The sequence below is a fragment of the Dactylococcopsis salina PCC 8305 genome (assembly GCF_000317615.1).
Lineage (GTDB): Bacteria > Cyanobacteriota > Cyanobacteriia > Cyanobacteriales > Rubidibacteraceae > Halothece > Halothece salina.
The window spans coordinates 122,801-145,811 of the sequence record NC_019780.1; the positions used below are offsets into that span (position 1 = coordinate 122,801).

22 protein-coding genes are annotated in these 23,011 nt (G+C 42.8%); 12 read left to right on the plus strand and 10 right to left on the minus strand.

The features are described 5' to 3' along the window. The first annotated feature begins 220 nt into the window (after nt 1–220). The 4 genes from DACSA_RS00765 (at nt 221) to DACSA_RS00780 (ending at nt 3,888) form a co-directional block, all read left to right on the plus strand. On the plus strand, nt 221–2,050 hold the full coding sequence (locus DACSA_RS00765; RefSeq protein WP_015227949.1) for an ABC transporter ATP-binding protein: 1,830 nt from the start codon (nt 221–223) through the stop codon (nt 2,048–2,050). Between the two features lie 240 nt (nt 2,051–2,290). Beyond that, entirely contained in the window at nt 2,291–2,563 is a 273-nt protein-coding gene (locus tag DACSA_RS00770) for a DUF3493 domain-containing protein (RefSeq protein ID WP_015227950.1), read from the plus strand. Between the two features lie 3 nt (nt 2,564–2,566). After that, nucleotides 2,567–3,100 (plus strand): gamma carbonic anhydrase family protein, encoded by a 534-nt coding sequence (locus DACSA_RS00775; RefSeq protein WP_015227951.1) that lies wholly within the window; start codon nt 2,567–2,569, stop codon nt 3,098–3,100. Next, nucleotides 3,097–3,888, plus strand: a complete 792-nt coding sequence (locus DACSA_RS00780) for an ABC transporter permease (protein WP_015227952.1) — start codon at nt 3,097–3,099, stop codon at nt 3,886–3,888. Before DACSA_RS00775 ends, DACSA_RS00780 begins: the two co-directional genes overlap by 4 nt. 39 nt (nt 3,889–3,927) lie before the next feature. Here DACSA_RS00780 and DACSA_RS00785 read toward each other — a convergent pair whose 3' ends face one another. The 3 genes from DACSA_RS00785 to DACSA_RS00795 all read right to left on the minus strand — a co-directional run bounded on the left by DACSA_RS00785 (nt 3,928) and on the right by DACSA_RS00795 (nt 7,433). After that, the gene (locus tag DACSA_RS00785; RefSeq protein ID WP_015227953.1) at nt 3,928–4,542 is read right to left on the minus strand and encodes a cytochrome c oxidase subunit 3; all 615 of its coding nucleotides are present in this window, start codon (nt 4,540–4,542) and stop codon (nt 3,928–3,930) included. A gap of 234 nt (nt 4,543–4,776) precedes the next feature. Then, nucleotides 4,777–6,444, minus strand: a complete 1,668-nt coding sequence (ctaD, locus tag DACSA_RS00790) for a cytochrome c oxidase subunit I (protein WP_015227954.1) — start codon at nt 6,442–6,444, stop codon at nt 4,777–4,779. A 20-nt stretch (nt 6,445–6,464) separates the two neighbouring features. Then, the gene (locus DACSA_RS00795) at nt 6,465–7,433 is read right to left on the minus strand and encodes a cytochrome c oxidase subunit II (RefSeq protein ID WP_041235600.1); all 969 of its coding nucleotides are present in this window, start codon (nt 7,431–7,433) and stop codon (nt 6,465–6,467) included. A 391-nt stretch (nt 7,434–7,824) separates the two neighbouring features. Here DACSA_RS00795 and DACSA_RS00800 point away from each other — a divergent pair, with 391 nt between their 5' ends. Together DACSA_RS00800 and DACSA_RS00805 are read left to right on the plus strand one after the other, a co-directional pair. Continuing rightward, nucleotides 7,825–8,748: a COX15/CtaA family protein gene (locus tag DACSA_RS00800; RefSeq protein ID WP_015227956.1), complete on the plus strand. Its 924-nt coding sequence runs from the start codon at nt 7,825–7,827 to the stop codon at nt 8,746–8,748. A gap of 396 nt (nt 8,749–9,144) precedes the next feature. Next, nucleotides 9,145–10,095 carry a heme o synthase gene (locus DACSA_RS00805; RefSeq protein ID WP_015227957.1) on the plus strand — a complete coding sequence of 317 codons (951 nt, stop codon included), beginning with the start codon at nt 9,145–9,147 and terminating at the stop codon, nt 10,093–10,095. A 274-nt stretch (nt 10,096–10,369) separates the two neighbouring features. Here the strand turns inward: DACSA_RS00805 and DACSA_RS00810 are convergent, their stop codons facing one another. The 6 genes from DACSA_RS00810 to DACSA_RS00835 form a co-directional block, all read right to left on the minus strand. Next, nucleotides 10,370–10,756 carry a VOC family protein gene (locus DACSA_RS00810; RefSeq protein ID WP_015227958.1) on the minus strand — a complete coding sequence of 129 codons (387 nt, stop codon included), beginning with the start codon at nt 10,754–10,756 and terminating at the stop codon, nt 10,370–10,372. A gap of 135 nt (nt 10,757–10,891) precedes the next feature. Further along, complete coding sequence (locus DACSA_RS21175) at nt 10,892–11,179, minus strand: hypothetical protein (RefSeq protein WP_015227959.1); 288 nt, start codon at nt 11,177–11,179, stop codon at nt 10,892–10,894. Nucleotides 11,180–11,343: 164 nt separating this feature from the next. Beyond that, a complete protein-coding gene (locus DACSA_RS00820) occupies nt 11,344–11,694 on the minus strand; it encodes a DUF1257 domain-containing protein (protein WP_015227960.1) in 351 nt (116 codons plus the stop codon). Nucleotides 11,695–11,845: 151 nt separating this feature from the next. Continuing rightward, nucleotides 11,846–13,354, minus strand: a complete 1,509-nt coding sequence (ycf46, locus tag DACSA_RS00825; protein ID WP_015227961.1) for a stress-responsive protein Ycf46 — start codon at nt 13,352–13,354, stop codon at nt 11,846–11,848. Between the two features lie 66 nt (nt 13,355–13,420). Continuing rightward, the gene (locus DACSA_RS00830; protein ID WP_015227962.1) at nt 13,421–13,783 is read right to left on the minus strand and encodes a hypothetical protein; all 363 of its coding nucleotides are present in this window, start codon (nt 13,781–13,783) and stop codon (nt 13,421–13,423) included. A 99-nt stretch (nt 13,784–13,882) separates the two neighbouring features. Then, complete coding sequence (locus DACSA_RS00835) at nt 13,883–14,719, minus strand: DUF3598 family protein (protein WP_015227963.1); 837 nt, start codon at nt 14,717–14,719, stop codon at nt 13,883–13,885. Nucleotides 14,720–15,425: 706 nt separating this feature from the next. Between DACSA_RS00835 and DACSA_RS00840 the strand changes: the two genes are divergently transcribed. Together DACSA_RS00840 and panD are read left to right on the plus strand one after the other, a co-directional pair. After that, the gene (locus tag DACSA_RS00840; RefSeq protein ID WP_015227964.1) at nt 15,426–16,310 is read left to right on the plus strand and encodes a sulfite exporter TauE/SafE family protein; all 885 of its coding nucleotides are present in this window, start codon (nt 15,426–15,428) and stop codon (nt 16,308–16,310) included. 132 nt (nt 16,311–16,442) lie between these two features. After that, nucleotides 16,443–16,823: an aspartate 1-decarboxylase gene (gene panD / locus DACSA_RS00845; RefSeq protein WP_015227965.1), complete on the plus strand. Its 381-nt coding sequence runs from the start codon at nt 16,443–16,445 to the stop codon at nt 16,821–16,823. Between the two features lie 316 nt (nt 16,824–17,139). Here the strand turns inward: panD and DACSA_RS00850 are convergent, their stop codons facing one another. Next, complete coding sequence (locus DACSA_RS00850) at nt 17,140–18,114, minus strand: cysteine synthase A (protein WP_015227966.1); 975 nt, start codon at nt 18,112–18,114, stop codon at nt 17,140–17,142. A 148-nt stretch (nt 18,115–18,262) separates the two neighbouring features. Between DACSA_RS00850 and DACSA_RS00855 the strand changes: the two genes are divergently transcribed. The 4 genes from DACSA_RS00855 (at nt 18,263) to DACSA_RS00870 (ending at nt 22,942) form a co-directional block, all read left to right on the plus strand. Further along, nucleotides 18,263–19,441 carry an efflux RND transporter periplasmic adaptor subunit gene (locus DACSA_RS00855; protein ID WP_015227967.1) on the plus strand — a complete coding sequence of 393 codons (1,179 nt, stop codon included), beginning with the start codon at nt 18,263–18,265 and terminating at the stop codon, nt 19,439–19,441. A gap of 402 nt (nt 19,442–19,843) precedes the next feature. Continuing rightward, nucleotides 19,844–20,989 carry an ABC transporter permease DevC gene (gene devC / locus DACSA_RS00860; RefSeq protein WP_041235235.1) on the plus strand — a complete coding sequence of 382 codons (1,146 nt, stop codon included), beginning with the start codon at nt 19,844–19,846 and terminating at the stop codon, nt 20,987–20,989. Between the two features lie 24 nt (nt 20,990–21,013). Continuing rightward, nucleotides 21,014–21,709 (plus strand): DevA family ABC transporter ATP-binding protein, encoded by a 696-nt coding sequence (locus DACSA_RS00865; protein WP_015227969.1) that lies wholly within the window; start codon nt 21,014–21,016, stop codon nt 21,707–21,709. Between the two features lie 447 nt (nt 21,710–22,156). Next, a complete protein-coding gene (locus DACSA_RS00870; protein ID WP_015227970.1) occupies nt 22,157–22,942 on the plus strand; it encodes an SDR family NAD(P)-dependent oxidoreductase in 786 nt (261 codons plus the stop codon). The last annotated feature ends 69 nt before the right edge of the window (nt 22,943–23,011 follow it).

The window sequence follows — 23,011 nt, forward strand, 5'->3', positions numbered from 1 at the left end:
TGTGGTTGAGGCGGGTTGGTTTGGTACATAGCGCAAAATCCATTCTATAGCGCTACGCGCTAGGCAAGAGGCAAAAGGCAAAAGGCAAAAGTAAGTTATAGGTGAGTTTCAACATTTTGGAATGTCCTAACCTGATTTTGTAGCGCTATATGACGAGAAGAGAATGAGTTACAGGTGTTATATTAACGGAAATGAGTCCAGTCTGTAGAGTGAGATGCTTATGAAAGATGGGGTGGTTAAGGTTCGCAACTTAAAAGTTGAATTTTTCCCTGAAGATCAACACCTAATCGCAGTGAAAGGAATTGACTTTCAGATTCCACAAGGAAAAACTCTCGGCCTGGTGGGAGAATCAGGATCAGGAAAGTCTGTGACCGCATTGGCTTTAATGGGGTTAATTGCTCCACCAGGAAAAATTACCAGTGGTGAAATTTATTTTCAAGCCTCACCAGATGCTTCTCCCATTGATCTCCTCAATTTATCAGAAGCAGAGCGGCGACAATATCGCGGTGGGAAAATTGCGATGATTTTCCAAGAGCCAATGAGTTCTCTGAACCCAGTTTATAACATTGGTTTTCAAATTACAGAAGCAATCCGTCAACATCAAACAGTTTCCCCTAGCGAAGCAAGACGACAAGCCATTGCTCGTTTACAAGAGGTAAAACTCCTTCCATCAGATGAACGCTTACGAGAAGACTGTCTCTTAGAAAACCATCGTCTTTCGGAAGCAGAAGTCAATCATCAGATCAACGAACAAAAACGGGCTTTTCTGGAAAGATATCCTCATCAACTGTCTGGGGGACAATTGCAACGAGTAATGATTGCGATCGCAATTGCTTGTAATCCTGTGTTACTTATTGCGGATGAACCGACGACGGCGCTGGATGTTACAGTTCAAAAAACAATTTTAGACCTGTTACGAGAACTTTGTGCCGCGCGCGGAATGTCGATGCTGTTTATTACCCATGACTTAGGGGTAGTGGCGGAAACGGCGGATCAAGTGGCGGTCATGTATCAAGGAGAAATTGTCGAGACGGGAGACATCCGTAGCATTGTCACCACCCCTCAACATCCTTACACGAAAGGATTACTCGCTTGTCGTCCTCGTTTAGACCAAACCTTAACTTATCTTCCCACCGTTTCCGATTTTCTCACCGCAGAAGGACAAGTTAAAGTCAATCATCCCACCCCACAGTCAACTGATTCTGTCACCAAAGTAGAACCAGAAGAAGATAGCAGTGTTGCCAGTGCGCCTTTACTCACAGTACAAAATTTACAAGTAGGGTTTCCTTTACGAGGAATTTTTGGGCAAGCGAAACGATATTTTATGGCAGTGAATGGGGTTTCTTTTACGGTGTATCGTGGGGAAACCTTGGGGCTAGTTGGCGAGTCGGGTTGTGGTAAATCAACTTTGGCACGAACGATTTTAAGATTGATTTCTCCCCGACAAGGACAGATATTTTTTAATGGGGAAAATATCACCCATTGGCAAGGAAAACAATTGCGTCGTCTGCGTCGTCAGATGCAAATTGTGTTTCAAAATCCCTATAATTCTCTTAATCCTCGTCTCACCATTGGTAAAACCATTCTCGAACCTTTAACCATTCATAAGCGATATAAAACCACTCGTCAACGTAAAGAAAGAGTGGTGTATCTTTTAGAAAGAGTGGGATTAAGTGCCAAAGATATAAATCGCTATCCCCATGAGTTTTCAGGAGGACAACGCCAGCGCATTTGTATTGCTCGCGCTTTGGCTTTAAATCCTCAGTTTATTTTATGTGATGAGTCGGTTTCGGCGTTGGATGTTTCTGTCCAAGCACAAGTTTTAAATCTGTTGAAGGAGTTACAAAAAGAGTTTGGGTTAACTTATATTTTTATTTCCCATGATTTGAGCGTGGTGAAATTTATCAGCGATCGAGTTATGGTAATGAATCAAGGTAAAATTGAAGAAATAGACAGTGCTGAAAGCATTTATCAAACGCCAAAAACTGCTTATACTCGCCAGCTAATTGATGCCATTCCTACCATTGAAAAACAATTTTCCTTAAGATAGGATAATCCCCCCTAACCCCCCGATGATTGGGGGGAATCAGATAAAAAGTAGAATCAGATAAAAAGTAGGTTGGGTGGAGCGAAGCGAAACCCAACACCAATTATAAGAATGAATTGTGAATTAATCCCCCCTAACCCCCCTTTGAAAGGGGGGAATCAGATAAAACCTGATCTAATACCATTTTCAAGGGGGGATATAATTTAATCCGATTTTTTGATAATAGTGTAATGATTATTTCTTATGACTAATTCTCCGAAACCTCCAGGCAAGAAGTTCTCCACCGAAAAATATAAACGATTACAAGCCGAAGCAAATGCTCCCTATCGGGGGCTACGAAAAACGATTTATGTTGTGTTTGCGGCTTCAGGGTTAATGGGGGCGTTTGTGATGCTCTCAAAATTAGCTGCCGGAACTAACATTGGAGAAACGTTACCAAATCTTGGGTTACAAGTGGGAATTGTAGCGTTGATGGTGTGGCTGTTTCGTTTAGATCAAGATAAAAAGGAGAAATAGACTATGACAGGGGTTTGGTCGTCTCCAGATTTGTCTTTAGCCGCTTTTATTGCTCCCAATGCAACAGTGATGGGGGATGTTGTCCTGAAAACAGGGGCGAATGTTTGGTATAGTGCCGTTGTGCGAGGAGATGTGGAACGGATTACGATCGGCGCTCACAGCAATGTTCAAGATGGAGCAGTATTACATGGTGATCCAGGTGAACCGACAATTTTAGAAGATTATGTCACCGTTGGACATCGTGCTGTGATTCATTCGGCACACATCGAAGCAGGCTGTTTAATTGGAATTGGGGCTGTCGTCTTAAATGGGGTGCGAGTGGGTGCTGGTAGTATAATTGGCGCAGGTTGTGTGGTGACAAAAGATGTCCCCGCTCGATCGTTAATGATGGGGATTCCCGCTAAAATGAAACGAGAGGTTTCCGAGACAGAAGTCCAAGAGTTGATTGAACACGCGAAACATTACGAGCAGTTGGCGTTAGTTCACGCGGGAAAAACGAATGATTTAGCAGCAACGATCAAAGCCTTTAAAAAATGATTCTTTTAAACAATCTCCTTGCCATTTTCCGTCGAGAATTAAGTAGTTATTTCACCTCTCCACTTGCCTATTTAATCACCACTGTATTCTGGTTAATTTCTGGCTTTTTCTTCGTTTCCATTTTATTAGGACCCGAAGGAATCATTCAACAAGTCAGTCAACGAGAACAAATGGGTATTCCCGCCCCTCCCATTGATGTCGTTTATCAATTCATCAAATTTTATTTTGGTTTTTTGGGGTCACTGGTTTTATTTATCCTCCCTGCCCTCTCGATGGGATTATACACCGAAGAAAGGAAGCGAGGAACATTAGAACTTCTCGCCACTTCTCCCCTTACAAATTGGGTCATTGCATTAGGAAAACTCTTAGGAGTGATCACGTTTTTCACCGTGATGATCATCCCCATTTTGGGCTATGAAATCTATATTTTTAATGCTGCTAGTCCCCCTGTTCCTCCTGCTGTTCCTTTACTCGCCCATGGGGCTTTAATTTTATTAGCTGCTGCCATCCTGTCTCTAGGAATGTTTATCTCTTCTTTAACAGATAGTACAATTTTTGCCGCGATTATTACTTTTGCTTTGGTCTTATTTTTATGGGTAACTGATCTAATCGCCAACCGCGTTACAGGAGTCTGGGGAGAAATCTTAGAACATATTTCTTTGATTTCTAATTATGACATTTTAGTACAAGGAATTTTAGATACAAATAGCCTTGTTGTTTTTGCCAGTTATATTTTACTGGGTTTATTTCTAACGGCACAATCCATTGAACTGTTACGAGGGAATTAGTAAGTTTCCCCCCTGGCGAAGGTAGGGGGGATTAAAAGATTACAACAAATAAACTAAACCGAATAGAATCACCCAAACTACATCAACAAAATGCCAGTAAAGTTCGGCAGCTTCTACCCCAAAATGTTCTTCGCTGGTATAGTGATTTTTGCGCGTCGATCGTTGCAAAACAAATAAAATCAATAATAATCCTACCGTCACGTGCAACCCGTGAAACCCAGTGAGAACATAGAAACAACTGGTAAATAAATTCGTCGTTAAACCAAACTCCAGATTACTATACTCATAAAGTTGTCCGCCGAGGAAAATTGCGCCCATTAAAGCAGTTAAGCCGAACCAAAACTGTAACCCAGATACATCATTCTTTTTAATGGCACTTTGTCCTCTGTGCATCACAAAGCTACTAGAAATCAGAATAATCGAGTTAATACCAGGTAGCAATAACTCTAACTCTGGCGTTCCTTTTGGCGGCCATTCAGGAATAACAGAAGCATAAATGAGATAAGCGGCAAATAATCCCAAAAAAATCATGCTTTCTGCAATCAAGAAAAGAACCACGCCAAACATCCGTAAATCAGGATGTTCTTCATGGTCAGTATTGACGCTTTCTGTGTAATTAAGTGCTTGTGACTGATCAACTGTTGAACCTTGCATTAATCTTTTTACCTCAAAATATATGAATGTTTAGTACATCGTCGGTGGTGTTGGGTTTCTTCCGAAAGATCGTAGGTTGGGTGAAACGAAGTGTAACCCAACGCAATTGGTGGTGTTGGGTTTCGTAGCCTCCACCCAACCTACAAACTGCTTGATGTTGGGTTTCGTAAACTCCACCCAACCTACAAACTGTTTGATGTTGGGTTTCGTAAACGCCACCCAACCTACCAACTACTAACTCATGTCTGCTTTGACTTCCGACAATAATTCTTGTACCGATCGTTCGTCCTCTTCTGAGACATCAATCCCATAGTCATAGGGACCTGACCATAAGACTGGTTCTTCCTCAAAGTTTTCAATGATGGGAGGAGAACTGGTTTGCCATTCTAAAGTCAAGGCTTTCCAAGGATTCGCCCCAGCTTCTTTCCCTTTAAATACTGACAAAATTAAATTCACAATAAAGGGAAATGTGGAAACTGCCAAAATATATGACCCAGCCGTGCAAATCATATTCAGGAATTGATATTCGGGATCATAAATGGCAATGCGTCGGTTCATTCCTTGTAATCCTAACTGGTGCATCGGAAGGAAGGTCAGATTTAAACCAACAAAGGTAAGTCCAAAATGGATTTTTCCCCAGGTTTCATTGAGGTATTTTCCAGTCATTTTCGGATACCAGTGATAAATCGCGGAAAATAGTCCTAACACGCTACCGCCAAAGAGAACATAGTGGAGGTGGGCAACAATGAAATAGGTGTCGTGAACGTGGATATCAAAGGGAACAGAGGCAATCATCACCCCACTTAAGCCCCCAATGAGGAACGCAGAAACAAATCCCATACCGAATAACATGGCGCTATTGAGACGGATTTTTCCGCCCCAAATGGTGGCACACCAGCCAAAGACTTTAATTCCCGTGGGAACGGCGATGATCATGGTGGTTGCCATAAAGAACATCCGTAACCAGCCAGGTGTTCCACTGCTAAACATATGGTGGGCCCAGACGATTAAACCGAGGAAACTAATGGCAAGACTGGAAAATGCGATCGCGCGGTAGCCAAAAATCGGTTTACGGGAGTGAACGGGCAGAACTTCTGAAATTACTCCAAAAAACGGCAGAATCATAATATAAACTGCGGGATGGGAGTAAAACCAGAACATATGTTGATAAACGATCGGATCACCGCCACCAGTGGGATTAAAAAAGGCAGTGCCAGCAATCAAATCAAAAGACAACAGAATCAAAGCCGCTGCTAAAACGGGGGTACTGACTAAAACCATCGCCCCAGTTGCCAACATTGACCAGCAAAATAAGGGCATATCAAACAAACCCATTTCTGGCATCCGCATTTTGAGGATGGTGGCAGCAAAGTTCATCGCCCCTAAAATCGAGGAAGTTCCTAAAATCAAAATGCTGAGAATCCAAATTTCTTCCCCAGCTTTTCCCGTCATCAAACTGAGGGGAGGATAAGAAGTCCAACCCGCTTGTGGGGCGCCGACAAAGAAACTCGCCATTAACAGTAAGCCACCTGGCGGAATCATCCAAAACGCCACCGCATTCAGTTTCGGAAATGCCATATCCTTCGCGCCAATCATCAAAGGAATTAAATAGTTGGCAAAACCAGCCCCGGCGGGAACAATCCAGAGAAAAATCATCACCGTACCATGAACGGTAAACAGTTGGTTATACACTTCTGGACTAACAAAGTCTGATTCGGGGGTTGCTAACTCGGTACGAACGGCGGCGGCTAATGCCCCCCCGATGAGATAGAAAATAAAGGAGGTGACGAGATATTGAATCCCGATCACTTTATGGTCGGTGCTGAAGGTGAAATAATCGGTCCAAGTTCGTTTTTCCTCAATGTGTTCTTTTGCTTGAGGAGTTGCTACGGGAGTGGTCATAAAATCAGTGTCTCTCTCGTTTAGTGAATATGTGCTTCTAGTTGCTCTAAAGTGTGATCATTAACCCCAATTTTTTCGGCGTAGGGGGCTAATAAGGGATCACTGCTTCCAATGGCAACGGTATCGTCTAACGGCTGACTTTGGGCGACTTGTTGTTCTTTAATCCAAGTTTCGTACTCTTCTGGGCTTTCCACAATTAACTGAGTTTTCATCGCCCCATGGTAGGGACCGCATAACTCAGCACAGATGATGGGATAAGTGCCGAGACGTTCTGGGGTAAAGCTGATTTTGCTTTCTCGACCAGGAACCGCATCTTGTTTAATCCGCAATTGAGGGACCCAGAAAGCATGAATGACATCACCTGCTTCGATGTTTAATTTCACAGGTTGCCCGATCGGGACGTGCAATTCTCCAGACACCACACCGCTATCAGGATAAGTAAATAAGAAGGCATATTGAATCGCATTCACATCCACTGCTAAGGATTTGAGATTTTTCCCCTGATTACTGGGAGATTCTCCCAAACCCAGAGAAAGATAGTTGGAAGCTGATGCGATTAAGCCTTGTAATCCTTGATTAGAATCGGTTTTTTCTGCAACTTGTTGCGGACCGAAATCCCTAGACGCGGCTGGGTTCAATCCTCCCATGCCGTTATAGACTTCAAAACTGTAAATGGAAAGAATCAAAACAATAACAGTGGGAATAGCAGTCCACACAATTTCGAGGGAAACATTCCCTTCCATGGGCGGCCCATCACTATCGTCTCCTGGCTTTTGGCGAAAGCGAATCGCTGAATAAATTAATACCCCTTCGATGAGTAAAAATAACGCTGTGGCAATGGTCATCATTAGGCGAAAAATTCCATCCACTGCTTCGGCTTCAGGAGAAGCAGCGACGGGAAGTAAGCCGTTATCTTGACCGTACCAAAGACTGATGATGGCGACAAAGATCGCGATCGAAATAATTGTAATTTTGTTAGCAGTAGTCACGGTTATTAACGCTGATTTCCTTGCGATTTCTAGTTTTTTAGAGGTTACTCCCAATAGTGACACATCTGCCGGAACTTGGGATTGGTTGAATAGGATCATCCCTCATCTACGTTAAAACAAACCATCAGAAAATTCAGGGAAAGGGCGAAAATTTCAACCTTTTTTTGTTTTTTCTTTGGGATCGCAACAATTTGAAACAATTATCCCGATCGAAATGTAAAGAAATATCAAAGACGACTCCCTTTAATCGGAAGAATATCTAAAACAATGGAAATAAGTCTGTTCAATAATTACAGTAGTGATCGACGTGAAAAAATTACTTTTTTGTCAATGCTAAGTTAAAGGTGAGCGATTACTTAGGAATTAATAAAGTTTTTATAATTTTGGGATTATGACGGAATCAGTTATTTACCAGAAAAATCAGTCTTCCTCCGCACAATTTTCCGCTAAACAACGGGTAAGACGGTTAATTTGGAAAATTGCTCTGGCTACCTTTATTTTAATGGCGATCGGAAGCGCGACTCGTGTCATGGATGCGGGGTTAGCTTGTCCAGATTGGCCCCTGTGTTATGGTCAGTTTGTGCCGTCGCAGCAAATGAATTTACAGGTGTTTCTAGAGTGGTTTCACCGTCTGGATGCCGCAATCATTGGCTTAACGACGATCGGGTTGGTGGTTTTGTGTGTTTGGTATCATAAAGAACTGCCACGCTGGTTGCCTTGGACTGCTTTACTGGCTTTAATGCTGGTCATCGGTCAAGGGATGTTAGGGGCGCTGACGGTGACAGAGTTACTGCGTTTCGATATTGTTACCGCGCATTTAGGAACGGCTTTACTCTTTTTCTGTTTACTCATTGGGATGGGAACGGCTTTGCTTCCCTATGAAGGAACAACCACTGCGGAAAAATTGACTTGGTTGGGTGGGATGGCGGCGGCTTTGGTCTATTTACAAAGTTTGTTGGGAGGATTAATTGCCTCTCGTTGGGCGGTACATCAGTGTTACACGGGTTTTGAGTTGTGTTCGGTGATGAATACTCACTTACTCGGAGTGATTCCTGCAACATTAGCCACCTTAGCGGTGGTGATCTTTTCTTGGCGAACTCCCGCCCTTCATCCCGCACTTCGCAAACTGGCGAATGTGTCGGGAGGACTTCTTTTTCTCCAGATTTTGGTGGGGTTTGCAACGTTTCATCTTCATCTCCAAGTTGAACCCCTGACTGTGACTCATCAAGCAGTGGGGGCTGCCTTATTAGGAGGATTAGTCGCTTATACTGTTTTAGCAGTGCGCGATCGATCGATTCCTTCCTCTTCGGTTTAGAATTGCCCCCTAACCCCCAATTCTGGGGGAATTGCCCCCTAACCCCCAATTCTGGGGGAATTGCCCCCTAGCCCCCAATTCTGGGGGGATTGCCCCCTAACCCCCAATTCTGGGGGGATTGCCCCCTAGCCCCCAATTCTGGGGGGATTGCCCCCTAACCCCCAATTCTGGGGGGATTGCCCCCTAACCCCCAATTCTGGGGGGATTGCCCCCTAACCCCCAATTCTGGGGGGATTGCCCCCTAGCCCCCAATTCTGGGGGGATTGCCCCCTAGCCCCCAATTCTGGGGGGATTGCCCCCTAACCCCCAATTCTGGGGGGATTGCCCCCTAGCCCCCAATTCTGGGGGGATTAACACAAGTTTTCTCATTCATTGTTGAATTTTTAAGGAATAAATATGACAGGGACCAGTCTTTCTCCCCGTAACGAAACCTTCTTACAGGTGATTCAAAGTTATTATCAACTTACCAAACCTCGCATTATTCCCTTACTCCTGATTACCACCGCAGCGGCGATGTGGTTAGCGGGAAACGGACAAGTTGACCCCCTGAATGTGTTTATCACTCTCTTGGGGGGAACACTGGCGGCGGCTTCGGCACAAACCCTCAATTGTATCTATGACAAGGATATTGATTATGAGATGCAGCGCACTCGGAAACGTCCGATTCCTTCGGGGAGAGTACAACCACAACACGCTTTATTATTTGCGATCGCGTTGGCTGTGCTATCTTTTACTTTAATGGCTTGGTTTGTCAATGTTTTAAGTGCTTTACTCGCTCTTTCTGGTATTTTCGTCTATATGCTGGTTTATACACACTGGCTAAAACGTCATAGCACCCAAAATATTGTGATTGGTGGGGCTGCTGGAGCAATCCCTGCGTTAGTGGGTTGGTCTGCGGTAACAGGTGAGTTGAGTTGGACGGCGTGGTTTTTGTTTGCGATCGTGTTCTTCTGGACTCCTCCACATTTTTGGGCGTTAGCCATGATGATCTGTGATGATTATGCAGAAGTAAATGTCCCGATGTTACCCGTAATTAAAGGGCTGAAAAATACCGCCGAACAGGTGTTTGCTTATACGTTGTTTGTTGTTCCTTTAAGTTTTGGTCTGATTTATCCTTTAGGTGAGTCGGGATGGATTTATGGTATATTTTCTGCGGTGCTAGGTGCGTTTTTTATTGCTAAGGCGTGGGACTTACGACAAGCACCAGAAGATAAAATGAAGGCGCGATCGATGTTTAAATATTCCATCCTTTACATGATGCTGTTGTGTACGGGAATTGTCTTTGATAGTTTACCGTTTACTCGCCAAATCATTGCTTTAGTAACAGATACCATTACTCAAATTTAGTTTCATTCTTCCCCCATTTTGGGGGACTTTTTATGGAAATCTAAATGTTACTTCACTCACGATGCTGATTACTGAACTTAAAGAAGTAGGTTTTGGAATGGGCTAACAATCAAGCCTGTATCAACGATAATCATATTTTGCGCTCAATTCTTCAGACAAAACCTGCTTATAGGTGGTAGAAAGATTTTCTTCCACTGAGACACAGCAAATGAATCCACTCTCTTTAAACTTTTGGTAAGGGCTTTGCAAGGGTGGGTTTTCTTTTACGAGTCCCTTAAAATTGTATAACAGTTGAGTTTGAACAATGAAGAATTAAACGATTACCATCGGGATCATAGGCGTAAATTTCTTGTCCGTGAGAAGCGGTAACAATGTCTCCAGGTGGCGGATATCCTAAAGAAGCAAGTTGCTCGATCGAGCTTTTTAAGTCAACAACTTCGATACATAAACTCATCCCACTTTTTTCAGGTTGACTAAACTCTAATTGATGGCTGACTTTCGGTTGAAATAAACCTAACTTTAAGCCACCTTTCAACTGAAACTCTGCATATTTGTTTGGTAGATAAGGATGAGGAGATTGCTTCAAAATTTCCTGATAAAAGAGAACTAATTTCTCGATTTCAACGGAAGCGATGGTTATAAAAACAGTTTGGTATTGCATTTTTATCTTGATCTTTCCTCGTCAATAATGGCTGATTTAATGATTAATTCTTATGCTGTTTCACTGATCATGCAAAGTGTTAAAACTAAAACGAAATGAAGTCCAACAGCAACGTTAATTTGGTTCGGTTATGCTTCACTCACCCCACCTACTACTAACATCAATTATCACCGTAAAAGTGCAAGGGAGATAAGGGAGACAAGGGAGACAAGGGAGACAAGGGAGACAAGGGAGACAAGGAAGACAAGGGAGACAAGGGAGCGATTTTTCTTCCCCATCTTCCCCATCTCCCCCATCTCCCCCATCTCCCCCATCTCCCCCATCTCCCCCATCTTCCCCATCTTCCCCATCTTGCCTCTTGCCTAAGGCAACTTGCCTCTTGCCTTTTGCCTTACTAAACCAACCAATGGACTTTTTCAGCAAGCCCTAATTACAACCAACCTTTTGCCTTGAGATGTTCGATAGCTGAGTTTGTTCTGCTGAAACAAAAAAAAGGGTCAACCCTGATGGTTAACCCGTTGCAGCTTGGGAACGCGCAGTAGAGACGCTTTCAGTTAACGCCTGTACTTAGTTAGAGATGGATAATCTTACTGAACCACTAACTTAACGTTGGCGTTTTGTAAACCACGTTGCTTCGCTTCTGCGAGGGTTTTGTTCACAGCATACTTTTGGTTAATGGAGTTAATTAATTCAGTTTGGTTGTGCTTTTTAGCGACACCCCAAAGGTCAGCGATGAGGTCAAAAGTACCATCAGCGTTTTCAGACCAACCTAAGTCATATTCGCCTTCGAGTTGAGCGACAATATCTGCACGGAGACGTTGACCATTGTAACCACGAACATCGGCGTTAGTTGCAACGTTGAGACCGAGGTCACTTAAGGAAGATTTGAGAACTTCTGCATCGCTGATTTTGGTACGGAGAGTGCTAAAGTGAGACATTGTGATTTCCTCCTAAATAGGTAGAGAGATAAACGTTAACTTTTTTGACACAAGCGATCGCACCATGTTATTATAAGTGACGATCTTTGATTTTGAGCTGCTAGCTAAGTCGCTAGCCTTTCCTCCTGTTGGCTGCAGGAGGGAAAGCCTGTTAGAACTCCAGTCGCTGGTACTCAGCGACGGAGGATGAGGCAGGTCGGGCGCGTTGGTGCGCCCATTCTCGTAGGGCGTTGACCTGCTCTGTCATCGTTCGGGACAGTGGCAATGTTGCCTTGAGAGCCGCAATAATGTCAAGTTGCGTGAACTCTCGATCTTGAGCAAAAGCATCATACATCGCAGCGATTAATACTTGCTCAATTTCTGCCCCAGAAAAACCTTCTGATAATTTGGCTAACTGTTCCAAATCGAAGCGGGAAATGTCGGAACGTCGCTTTTGCAGATGAATGCGGAAAATATCACCGCGTTCTTGGGAGTTGGGTAAATCGACGAAGAAAATCTCATCGAAACGTCCTTTCCGTAAAAACTCTCCTGGTAGGCGTTCTACGCGGTTGGCAGTTGCCATCACGAATACAGGAGAATCTTTTTCCTGCATCCAAGTTAGGAAAGACCCAAAAATCCGACTGGATGTTCCGCCATCTGAGTCTGAAGAACCCGCACTTCCAGAGAAGGCTTTATCGAGTTCATCAATAAATAAGATTGCTGGCGAGATTGATTCGGCAGTCTTTAAGGCGTTGCGTAAGTTCGCTTCTGAACGTCCTACCGTTGAGCCGTCATAAATCCGACCCATATCTAATCTTAACAAAGGCAATCCCCATAAGCGAGAGGTTGTTTTTGCCGTGAGAGATTTACCGCAACCTGGAACTCCTAGAATTAACATTCCTTTCGGTTGAGGGAGACCATAATCTCTTGCTTTTTTGGTAAACGCCTCAGAACGCAGGGTTAACCACCGTTTCAGTTCCTCTAAACCACCAATGTTGTTGATCGTTTCGTCTTCTTCTAGAAACTCTAAGATGCCATTGCGACGAATCAGTTGCTTTTTCTCAGATAAAACCACATCCACTTCTGATTCTGTGAAGCGTTGCGCGGTCACATAAACCTTACGAAAGACTTTTTCGGCTTCATCACGGGTTAATCCCAGTGTCGCTCGCAAGAGTTTTTCTCGAACATTGCTATCAAGGCGACGTTGCTTTGTCTTCTCCAGTTGCCTGGTTAGCACCTGATCCAACTCGGCTAAGTCGGGTAGCGGATAATCTAAAACCACCACTTCCTTTTCTAACTCGATCGGCACTTCTTGCACGGGAGACATAATGATTATAATCTTATCTGTTCCCTTGAAACTGGCGATCGCATCCCTTAACCAGCGCGTTGTTGCTGGAGAATCAATGAACGGATGTAAATCCTTGAAAACATAGATTCCGGGTTCTTTTTGTCGCACCACCCACTCGATCGCGGCTTCTGGAGACACCGTATTGCGCTGGGGTGTTTGTTGTGGCTTCCCATACTCCATGATGCCGTGGGTAACAGTCCACACATACACCGATCGAGATTCGGCTTCTTCCACAATCTCCGAGATTGCTTGCTCAGCCCGCTCCTCCTCTGGAGTCACGAGGTAGATAAGAGGATATTGAGCTTTAATTAGTACACTGAGCTCTTCGCGCATGGCTTTTCACCTTATCCTTAGATGTTTTCCCTTGATGATCGAATAATCATCTCGGTTGGGGTTTACCTAGCAAGGAACGAGTTGTTCCTGATCTTGTGAGTGGTCGGAATCAGCAGCAGTTCTTACCTGTTGATTAACTTGGTCGGTGGCAAATTCTCCAGCTTCCGCTGAAGGTTGAGTTTTGAGAGCGTTTAACTCTCCGTCTTCCATGATTAGAGCGCTCTCGCATTGCGGACACTCGTAAAGACGGTAAGTTTGACCGTATCTTTGTTGCTCTACTTCCTCAACCACTTCGGAGTGGTTGAGATAGAACATAACTGCTTGTTCAACTAAACCTGACATGGTTTCGCTGTCTGTGGCAGCTTTCACCTTCAGATTGCGATGAACTTCCGGTGGGAGATAAAGCGTAACTTTCTGCTTATCTGACATATTCTTTATGTTTGTTGTACCCGGGTATTAATCGCCACTATAGCCAGATTCTTCTAGAACGTCAAGCTGTTAAGCCAGTATGATGGTATTTTTGTAATATTACTTAACATAATCAGCGATTTTTTCTTCTGTAATTAGGGTTAAACTGACCCAAGTTCCCCGTTGATCATACCGACGCATCAGTCTTTGACGCTGATTGGGAGAAACTAACCATCCCGCTTCGAGAAAAAACGGCTGACGGTTTTGTATCTGTCGCGGTGTGGTACAAGAAGCACCGTCAGGTAATAATAAAACTTGTATGGTATGGACTCCCTGTTCAAAGACTAAGCAGTTGTCTTGTATGCTGGCGCTAGAACTCAATTCCCAATGATCGGTTTTGAGGGTTTGATGTAACCTGTTTCCTTGTTGAGTAACGCTCAGTTTTGTGGAATAAGTGTCTTTGGGAGTTAAATCGGGATATAGAGTCATTGCTTCCCCGCGCCATTCTCCCAGTAATTGCTTGATCGTCAAACGGGGAGAAGATTCGATCGCGCTTCCCTGACGATGTTCTCGAATCAAAGTAATGCGATTTAACTCACTTTGTTGATTGTAGAGAGGAATCATCCTCAAGCGTCGATCGCCCGCTAAAAAACCCAATTCCGCACCAAACTCGCTAAAAGGGGAAAACTGACTTGATCCCACAGAAAACGCCCCATTTTCAAAAATCAGAGTATTACGATTAAGGCTTTCATACGCCATTGTTTGTTGAGACGTTGCTTCTTCACCCCAAACCGAAAACTTTTCAATGGTTTGACGAACGGTTTGCTGTTGGTTTAAACCTTCTAAAGAAACCAAGCTGGGAGTATCTTCTAAAACTTCTCCTTGTGGCGAAAGTTGAGTAAACGATCCTTCCCAGACACCGAGATGAGTTAGTAAATTATTCCACTGTTGAGTCATTATTGATAATTTCGATCGCACATTTTCTTGTTTATAGCAAAAACGTCGGTTGGGTGGAGGTAGCGAAACCTAACATAAATTAGTCATTGGTCATTGGTCATTGGTCATTAGTCATGGGAAAACAAAGGACAAAGGACAAAAATGTAGGTTGGGTGGAGGTAACGAAACCCAACGCCAATTATAAGAAGCGTAGGTTGGGTGGAGGTAACGAAACCCAACGCCAATTATAAGCAACTACCTGAACCTGATCTCACCCCAATTTTCGGGGAAATGTCGCCCCCTAACCCCCAAGTTTGGGGGAATTTAAGTAAAAACGTATTAGGTGGGGTTGGGTTTCACTTCTCTTCACCCAACCTACGTTTTCGTCCTTCGTCCTTCGTCCTTTGTCCTTTGTTTTCCAATGACTAATGACCAATGACTGATTGTTGTTGGGTTTCGCTTCTCTTCACCCAACCTACAAATTAAGGAGAGTCTTTTAAGCACCTATGCCAAATGAATTCCACATCCGCCAACTGGGAAAGCCAAGCAGTGCCGTGCTTTTGAGGATTGTAAATCGGCAATTTATTCTGTACACCTGCTTAAAAGCTAAAACTTAGGATTTACTGAGAAACTGATTAATTTTTGGGAAACGCTTTGTTCTCAGGAGAATTTAAGCCGCTTTCTTTACACTCAAGTCAAGCAAATTAAAACAATTAAGGAGTTATTGATGAGTTTAGAGTATTGGTATATGTTTCCCATTTCTGTTATTATTGCAACGATCGCGATGGCTTCTGGTGTGGAAGGAGCAACCTTTTTTACCCCTTTATTTCTTTTAGGATTAAAGTTACCCACTGCTGTCGCAATTGGAACGGGTTTAATTACTGAAGTATTCGGATTTAGTAGTGGTTTGTATGCTTACATTAAAAAGGGATTGATCGATTATAAGTTAGGTAGGATGTTGTTAATGTTTAGTATTCCTACTGCTTTATTGGGAACTTGGGTTGCTGGTTTTATTCCTTCAGATATTCTCAAAACCATTCTCAGTGTGGGATTATTTGTGATTGCCACCAGTTTCCTGAGATCACCGCAAGAGGAAACGGTAGAATTACTTGATAAAAACAATACCAATTTTGAAAATAAAGAACCAGAAACCTGCATTACTGCTAATACTGGAGAAACGTTTTGTTATACAATTAGCGATCGAACGGAAGGAAGATTATTAATTAGTATTGGTGGCTTATTTATTGGGATGGTATCCACAGGATTAGGAGAACTCAATGGATTTTTCCTGATTCAACGCTGTCGTGTTCCCAGCAAAGTTGCGGTTGCAACCAGTGTTTTTATTGTCGCTATTACTGCTTTAATTGCTTCCATTGGTCATGTTTTTCACTTCATACAAGCGGGAGGAGACAATCTCAATACAGTGATTAATTTAGTGATTTTTACCGCACCAGGTGTCTTAGTGGGCGCACAATTCGGGTCAATTGTTGCTAATCGTCTCTCGCAAAAAGTATTAGAACGAAGTATGGGAATTTTATTTATTCTCGTCGGGATATTAATCTTTGGCGAGTTAATTTTACGCCATCGAGAAAGTTTAATCAGTGTTTTGTAATTCGTTATTCGTTATTTGTTATTGGTTATTAGTCATTAGTAATTGGTCATTGGATAACAAAAGACAACTGGTAACTGATATCGGATAAAATAGACAAATAAAGCAACAGTAATTGAGGTTAAACAATCGCCTATGCAGCGAACGTTTCTTTTGGGGAAAATCCATAACTGTCGCGTCAGTGATAGTAATCTAAATTATATGGGTAGTGTTGGGATTGATCAAAACTTATTGGATGCGTCGAACATTAACCCCTATGAACAAGTACAAGTGCTTAATATCACCACAGGAGCGAGATTAATGACCTATGCGATCGCCCTTGAAGCCAACTCAGGGCGCATCGAATTAAATGGCGCAGCCGCTCGCTCTGGAGAAGTGAACGATCGACTGATTATCCTCAGCTACGGATTACTCACCCCAGAAGAAGTCAAAACTCATTCTCCCTCCATTGTTTTTGTCGATGAACACAACCAACCGATCGACCCCATTTTGGCACAATCCAGCGTTTGGGTTTAAATGTTCAGAAATTACACATTTGCCCCCTAAATCCCCCATCATCGCGCGTTCCCTTGCGGAACCAAGTTCCGCGGAGTCGCTCCTCAATTCTGGGGGACTTTATAATTAATGCCTCCTGTTAGGAAACTGAAAGTTTTACCAAATAAGGATTTAAGGCGATTAAGTTAAGGTAAAAATGCAAGTTCATTGATTGTTCAATCGTCACGCACCTTGCATCAACCCCTTAAACTCCTACCGATCAATCAACACTCTTGCCTTTTGCCTTTTGCCTTTTGCCTTACTCAACCAACCAATGGACTTTTTCAGCAACCCCTAATTAGTTAGGTAATAAACCCTTAGCCTCCAACCATTCTGAGTTATAGAGGCGAGACTGATAACGAGTGCCACTATCACAAAGAATAGTGACGATCGTCTGTCCCGGTCCCATTTCCTTCGCTAAAGCATAGGCAGCCGCGACATTAATTCCCACCGAGCCACCCATAAACAGCCCCTCTTCATACAGTAACCGATAGACCATCTTCACACAGGTGGGATCATCAATCTGAATCGCATCATCGGTGGGCGCTCCCTGCATATTAGCGGTAATCCGACTATTCCCAATTCCCTCAGTAATTGAACCGCCTTCAGTATTAATTTCTCCCGTTTTTACATAACTATACAAGCCACTTCCCATTGGATCAGCGACAATACATTTAATCTCAGGATTCACCTCCTTAAAGTACATCGAAGCACCAGCATAAGTTCCGCCAGTACCCGTCGCCGCTACCCAGACATTGATTTTACCATCAGTCTGTTGCCAAATTTCTGGCGCGGTGGTTTCGTAGTGAGCGCGTCGGTTGGCTAAATTATCAAATTGGTTCGCCCAGATGGCGTTTTCTGTTTCTTCTGCAATGCGTCCAGATACTTTAATATAATTGTTAGGGTCACGATAGGGAACGGCGGGAACAGTTTTCACTTCTGCGCCTAATGTGCGTAAAGCGTCAATTTTTTCCTGCGATTGGGTTTCAGGGATAATAATCAAGCATTTATAACCTTTTGCGTTGCAAATATGCGCTAAACCGATTCCTGTATTACCTGCTGTTCCTTCGACAACGACTCCACCAGGTTTGAGTAGTCCTTTCTCTTCTGCATCTTTAATAATATAAAGCGCTGCACGGTCTTTAACTGAACCACCTGGATTAAGAAATTCTGCTTTTCCTAAAATTTCACATCCTGTTTCGTCACTTAAACGATTGAGACGAATTAAGGGTGTATTGCCAACTGTACCAACAAAGCCTTGTCTAACGTCCATTTGATTTGCATACTGATTAATCTATCTATTCCCATTAGACCAATTCAACTGTAACGTGGCAAATGATCAGTTATGTTCGGTAGTCTGGGATGGTGGACTTCCCGCACCGATATAATTGATCAGAAATCTCAAGAACCTAAATAAGCTCATGGATGTGGACGTAAAATGGAAAAGATGGACGATCGCGCTGCCGCTTTCGGTAATTACGGTAATGGGAATGGTGATTGTTTATCGTCTTCAAGCTGAAGACAACTCTGAAACTCAATCTCCTCCTATTTCTCAATCTTTACCAAAAGTAACGAGAGTAACTGCTTTAGGACGGCTTGAACCAAAAGGGGAAGTGATACAAGTTTCGACTTCGCAACGATCGGCGCGGGTTGAAGAATTATTAGTGACGGAAGGGGAGACGGTAGAAGCGGGATCAGTGATTGCGATTTTAGATAGTTTTCCCATCCGCAAAGCAGCCGTAACCAAAGCACAGCAAGAAGTGGCTGTCGCTCGATCGCGTTTAGCTAAAATCCAAGCAGGGGCGCAACAAGGAACAATTAACGCCCAAAAAGCAACTATTGAACGTTTAAAGGCAGAATTAACGGGAGAAAAAGCGACACAAACTGCAACCATTGAACGCTTAAAAGCTGAGTTTCGCACCGCAAAAGCTGAGTTAGAACGATATGAATTTTTAGCAGCAGAAGGCGCAATTTCTCGATCGGAATTAGATCAAAGACGGCTAGATTTAGAGACGGCTAGGGAAAGGTATCAAGAAGCAATAACCACCAGAGATAAAACAATTAATACTTTAGAAAAACAGATTTTAGAAGCCGAAGCAACCCTTGAAGAAATTACAGAAATTAGACCTGTTGATCTACAGGAAGCAGAAGCGCAATTGCAAAGCGCGATCGCCTCTTTAGAACAAGCAAAAGCGGATTTAGAATTATCAAAAATTACTGCACCAAGAAAGGGACAAATTATAGAAATAAACACTGATGCTGGTGAAGTTGTCAGTGAAACTGAAGGCATTATTCAGTTAGGAAATACGGAAAAAATGGTAGCAGTTGCAGAAGTTTACGAAAGTGATATTAGGAGAGTTAAACTTGGACAAGTGGCAACGCTTACTTCTGAAAGTAATAGTTTTGAGGAAGAATTAAGCGGAAAAGTCAGTCAAATTGGTTTGAAAATTGGCAAAAAAGATGTTTTAAGTAGTGATCCAGCCGCGAATGTTGATGTCCGAGTCATTGAAGTAGAAATAGAACTCAGCCCCGCATCAAGTCAAGTGGTAAAAGGATTAACAAATGCTCAAGTTTTAGTTAGAATTGATACAGATGATTAGGATTTATATTTTATAAATTCTTTCGCCTTCGCCCCCTAACCCCCAAGTTTGGGGGGAAAAGATAAAAAGTAGTAGTAAAAAGTAGGTTGGGTGGAGGGAAACGAAACCCAACAACAATATTCGTTATTCGTTATTCGTTATTCGTTATTTGTTCACTGATTACTGATCACTGATCACTGGTCACTGGTCACTGCAATGGGTGGAGGGAAACGAAACCCAACAACAATATTCGTTATTCGTTATTTGTTATTCGTTATTTGTTCACTGGTCACTGGTTACTGGGAGACGTTCCATGGAACGTCTCTACATTGGTCACTGATCACTGATCACTGATCACTGATCACTGGCCACTGGTCACTGCAATGGGTGGAGGGAAACGAAGCCCAACACAAATTAAAAGATATGTCAATTTCTCTTTCTTGGTTACAAATTTCTCATAGTAAAATTCGCTTACTCATTGCTTTAGCTGGAATTGGGTTTGCGGATATCTTAATGTTTTTACAGTTAGGCTTTCGGGCTGCACTTTTTGAAAGCGCAATTACACTTCATAAACGCATTGAAGGAGACATTTTTTTAATGAGTTCTCAATCGACAGCGCTAATTGGTTTAGATCGGTTTTCTCAACGTCGAATGTATCAAGCGCTTGCGGTAGAAGGTGTGGAATCAATGTCTCCTATTTATATTAATTTTGCTTTGTGGAAAAATCCGATCGATAAAAATACAAGAGGGATTATGGTCATTGGAATTGATCCCTCGGATCAGGTTTTAAATCTGCCGAATTTTGAGGAAAATAAGGAAATACTAAAACTAGAAGATTATGTTTTATTTGATAAAAAATCTCGTTCCGAATTTGGTCCGATCGCGCAATTATATGCAGAAAATAAAGTTGTTAAAACAGAAGTTAGTGAACAACAGGTGACGGTAGGAGGATTATTTGAACTGGGCGCATCTTTTGGCGCAGATGGTAACATCATTACTAGCGAAAGCAACTTTCTTCGCATTGCTGGCGGTGAACAGGGGCTTATAGAAATTGGTGTTTTAAGGGTTAGTGATGATGCTAATTTAGACGTAGTTTTAGCCAAAGTTCGTCAAATTCTTCCCGATGATGTTCAAGTTTTTTCTAAAGAAGAGTTTATGGATCATGAGAAGTCTTATTGGCAAAATAGCACCGCGATCGGGTTTATTTTTACTTTAGGAACAGCCATTGGTTTAGTTGTTGGCATTGTCATTGTTTATCAGATTCTTTACACTGATGTTTCTGATCATCTTCCTGAATACGCAACCCTAAAAGCGATGGGATATCGAGATCGTTATTTCCTAAGTTTAGTGTTTCAAGAGGCGTTAATTTTAGCGGTTTTAGGCTTTATTCCTAGCGCTGGAATCGCAACCGTTTTATATCAGTTAACCTTACAAGCAACAGGATTACCGATTGTAATGACAGTAACTCGGTTGGGAACGGTTTTTGTTTTAACAGTTGTTATGTGTACATTTTCAGGGGCGATCGCGGTGCGACGCTTAGAAAAAGCTGATCCGGCTGATATTTTTTAAAACCTAAAGTTCAGGATGAAAACAATGGGTAGTGAATCTTTAATTAGATTAGAAAATGTTTCCCACTTTTATGGGGAAGGAAAATTAAAGAAACAAACTTTATTTGATATCAATTTAACCCTAACTGCTGGGGAAATTGTGATTATGACGGGTCCCTCTGGCTCGGGAAAAACTACACTTTTAACCCTAATCGGTGGCTTGCGATCGGCACAAACGGGTAGTTTGAAAGTGTTAGGAAAAGAGTTAGTTGGTGCTAAGAAAAAGCAGTTAATTGAGGTGCGGCGCTACATCGGTTATATTTTTCAAGGACATAATTTGTTGGATTGTCTCACCGCGCAACAAAATGTCCAAATGGCGATGGAATTACATCCCGTTTCAGAAAAAGAGGCGAAAACACTGTCTTTTGAAATGTTAACCGCAGTGGGATTGAGCGATCGCGCTCATTATCATCCTCACTATCTTTCGGGAGGACAAAAACAGCGAGTTGCCATTGCTAGAGCCTTAGTCAGTCATCCCAAAATGATTTTAGCAGACGAACCCACCGCAGCCCTCGATGGAAAATCAGGACGAGCCGTTGTGGAAGTGATGCAAAAATTGGCACGAGAACAGGGTTGCGCGATTCTGCTGGTTACCCATGATAATCGGATTTTAGATGTCGCCGATCGCACCATTCACCTAGAAGATGGATATTTAAGCAATCAGCGTTTACTCACTCCATGATCTCAGTAGGTTGGGTGGAGGTAACGAAAGACAAAGGACAAAAATGTAGGTTGGGTGGAGGTAACGAAACCCAAAGGACAAAAACGTAGGTTGGGTGGAGGTAACGAAACCCAACTCCACCTAACTGATGGGTAATTTGTTGGGTTATCACCCAACCTACGACTGATAGGTGATTGGTTGGGTTATCACTCAACCTACGACTGATAGGTAATTTGTTGGGTTCTCACCCAACCTACGACTGATCAAGTCCCCCAGAATTGGGGGATTTAGGGGGCTAATAGGTGATTTGTTGGGTTATCACCCAACCTACGACTGATAGGTGATTGGTTGGGTTCTCACCCAACCTACGACTGATCAAGTCCCCCAGAATTGGGGGATTTAGGGGGCAAACGTAACTCCTAGATAACTTTTGGTAAACTTAAAAAAACTTTACAAATAATATTACCCATGAAAACTGCTCTTATTACTGGCGCATCACTGGGAATCGGTGCGGCTTTTGCCAAAGCACTCGCCAAACGCAAATATAATCTGATTTTAGTGGCTCGTTCTCAAGAGAAACTAGAACAACTCGCCGAACAATTGGAAAGAGATCATCAAATTACAACCGAAGTGATCACTCAAGATTTAACGATCGCGAATGCTTCCCAAACTGTATTTGATACCGTCACCGCAAAAGGACTACAAGTTGATTTACTGGTGAATAATGCGGGGTTTGGTGATTATGGCTTATTTGCAGAAACCGCTTTGGATAAACAGTTACAGATGATTCAACTCAATATTGCGGCGTTAACCGCTTTGACTCATCTCTTTTTAACTCCCATGCGCGATCGAAAAGAAGGGGGAATCATCAACATTGCTTCTGTTGCTGGCTTTCAACCGATTCCTTATATGTCCATTTACGCCGCGACAAAAGCCTTTGTGTTAAGTTTTAGCGAAGCACTGTGGGCAGAAAATCAAGACGCTGGCATCACAGTCAGTTGTATTTGTCCAGGGCCAACAGAAACCGAATTTTTCAAAACTGCTAATTTTCCCACCCGTTCCGACACAGAATCAGGGAAAAGTAATAATGCTTCCCCAGAAGACGTAGTAGAAACCGCTTTAGAAGGGTTTGAGAAAAAACAAGCCACTGTGATCACTGGCGGCGTTTTTAATCAGGTGATTGCTACCCTTCCTCGTTTGTTACCGCGAGAGACTCTAGTTAGTGCGATCGGGAAACAGTTTCGTCCTAAATAATAGCCTCCTAGCGATCGGACTGCTAAACAGGATACAATGAGAACGATCTGTTAAAAAACTTTACATAGA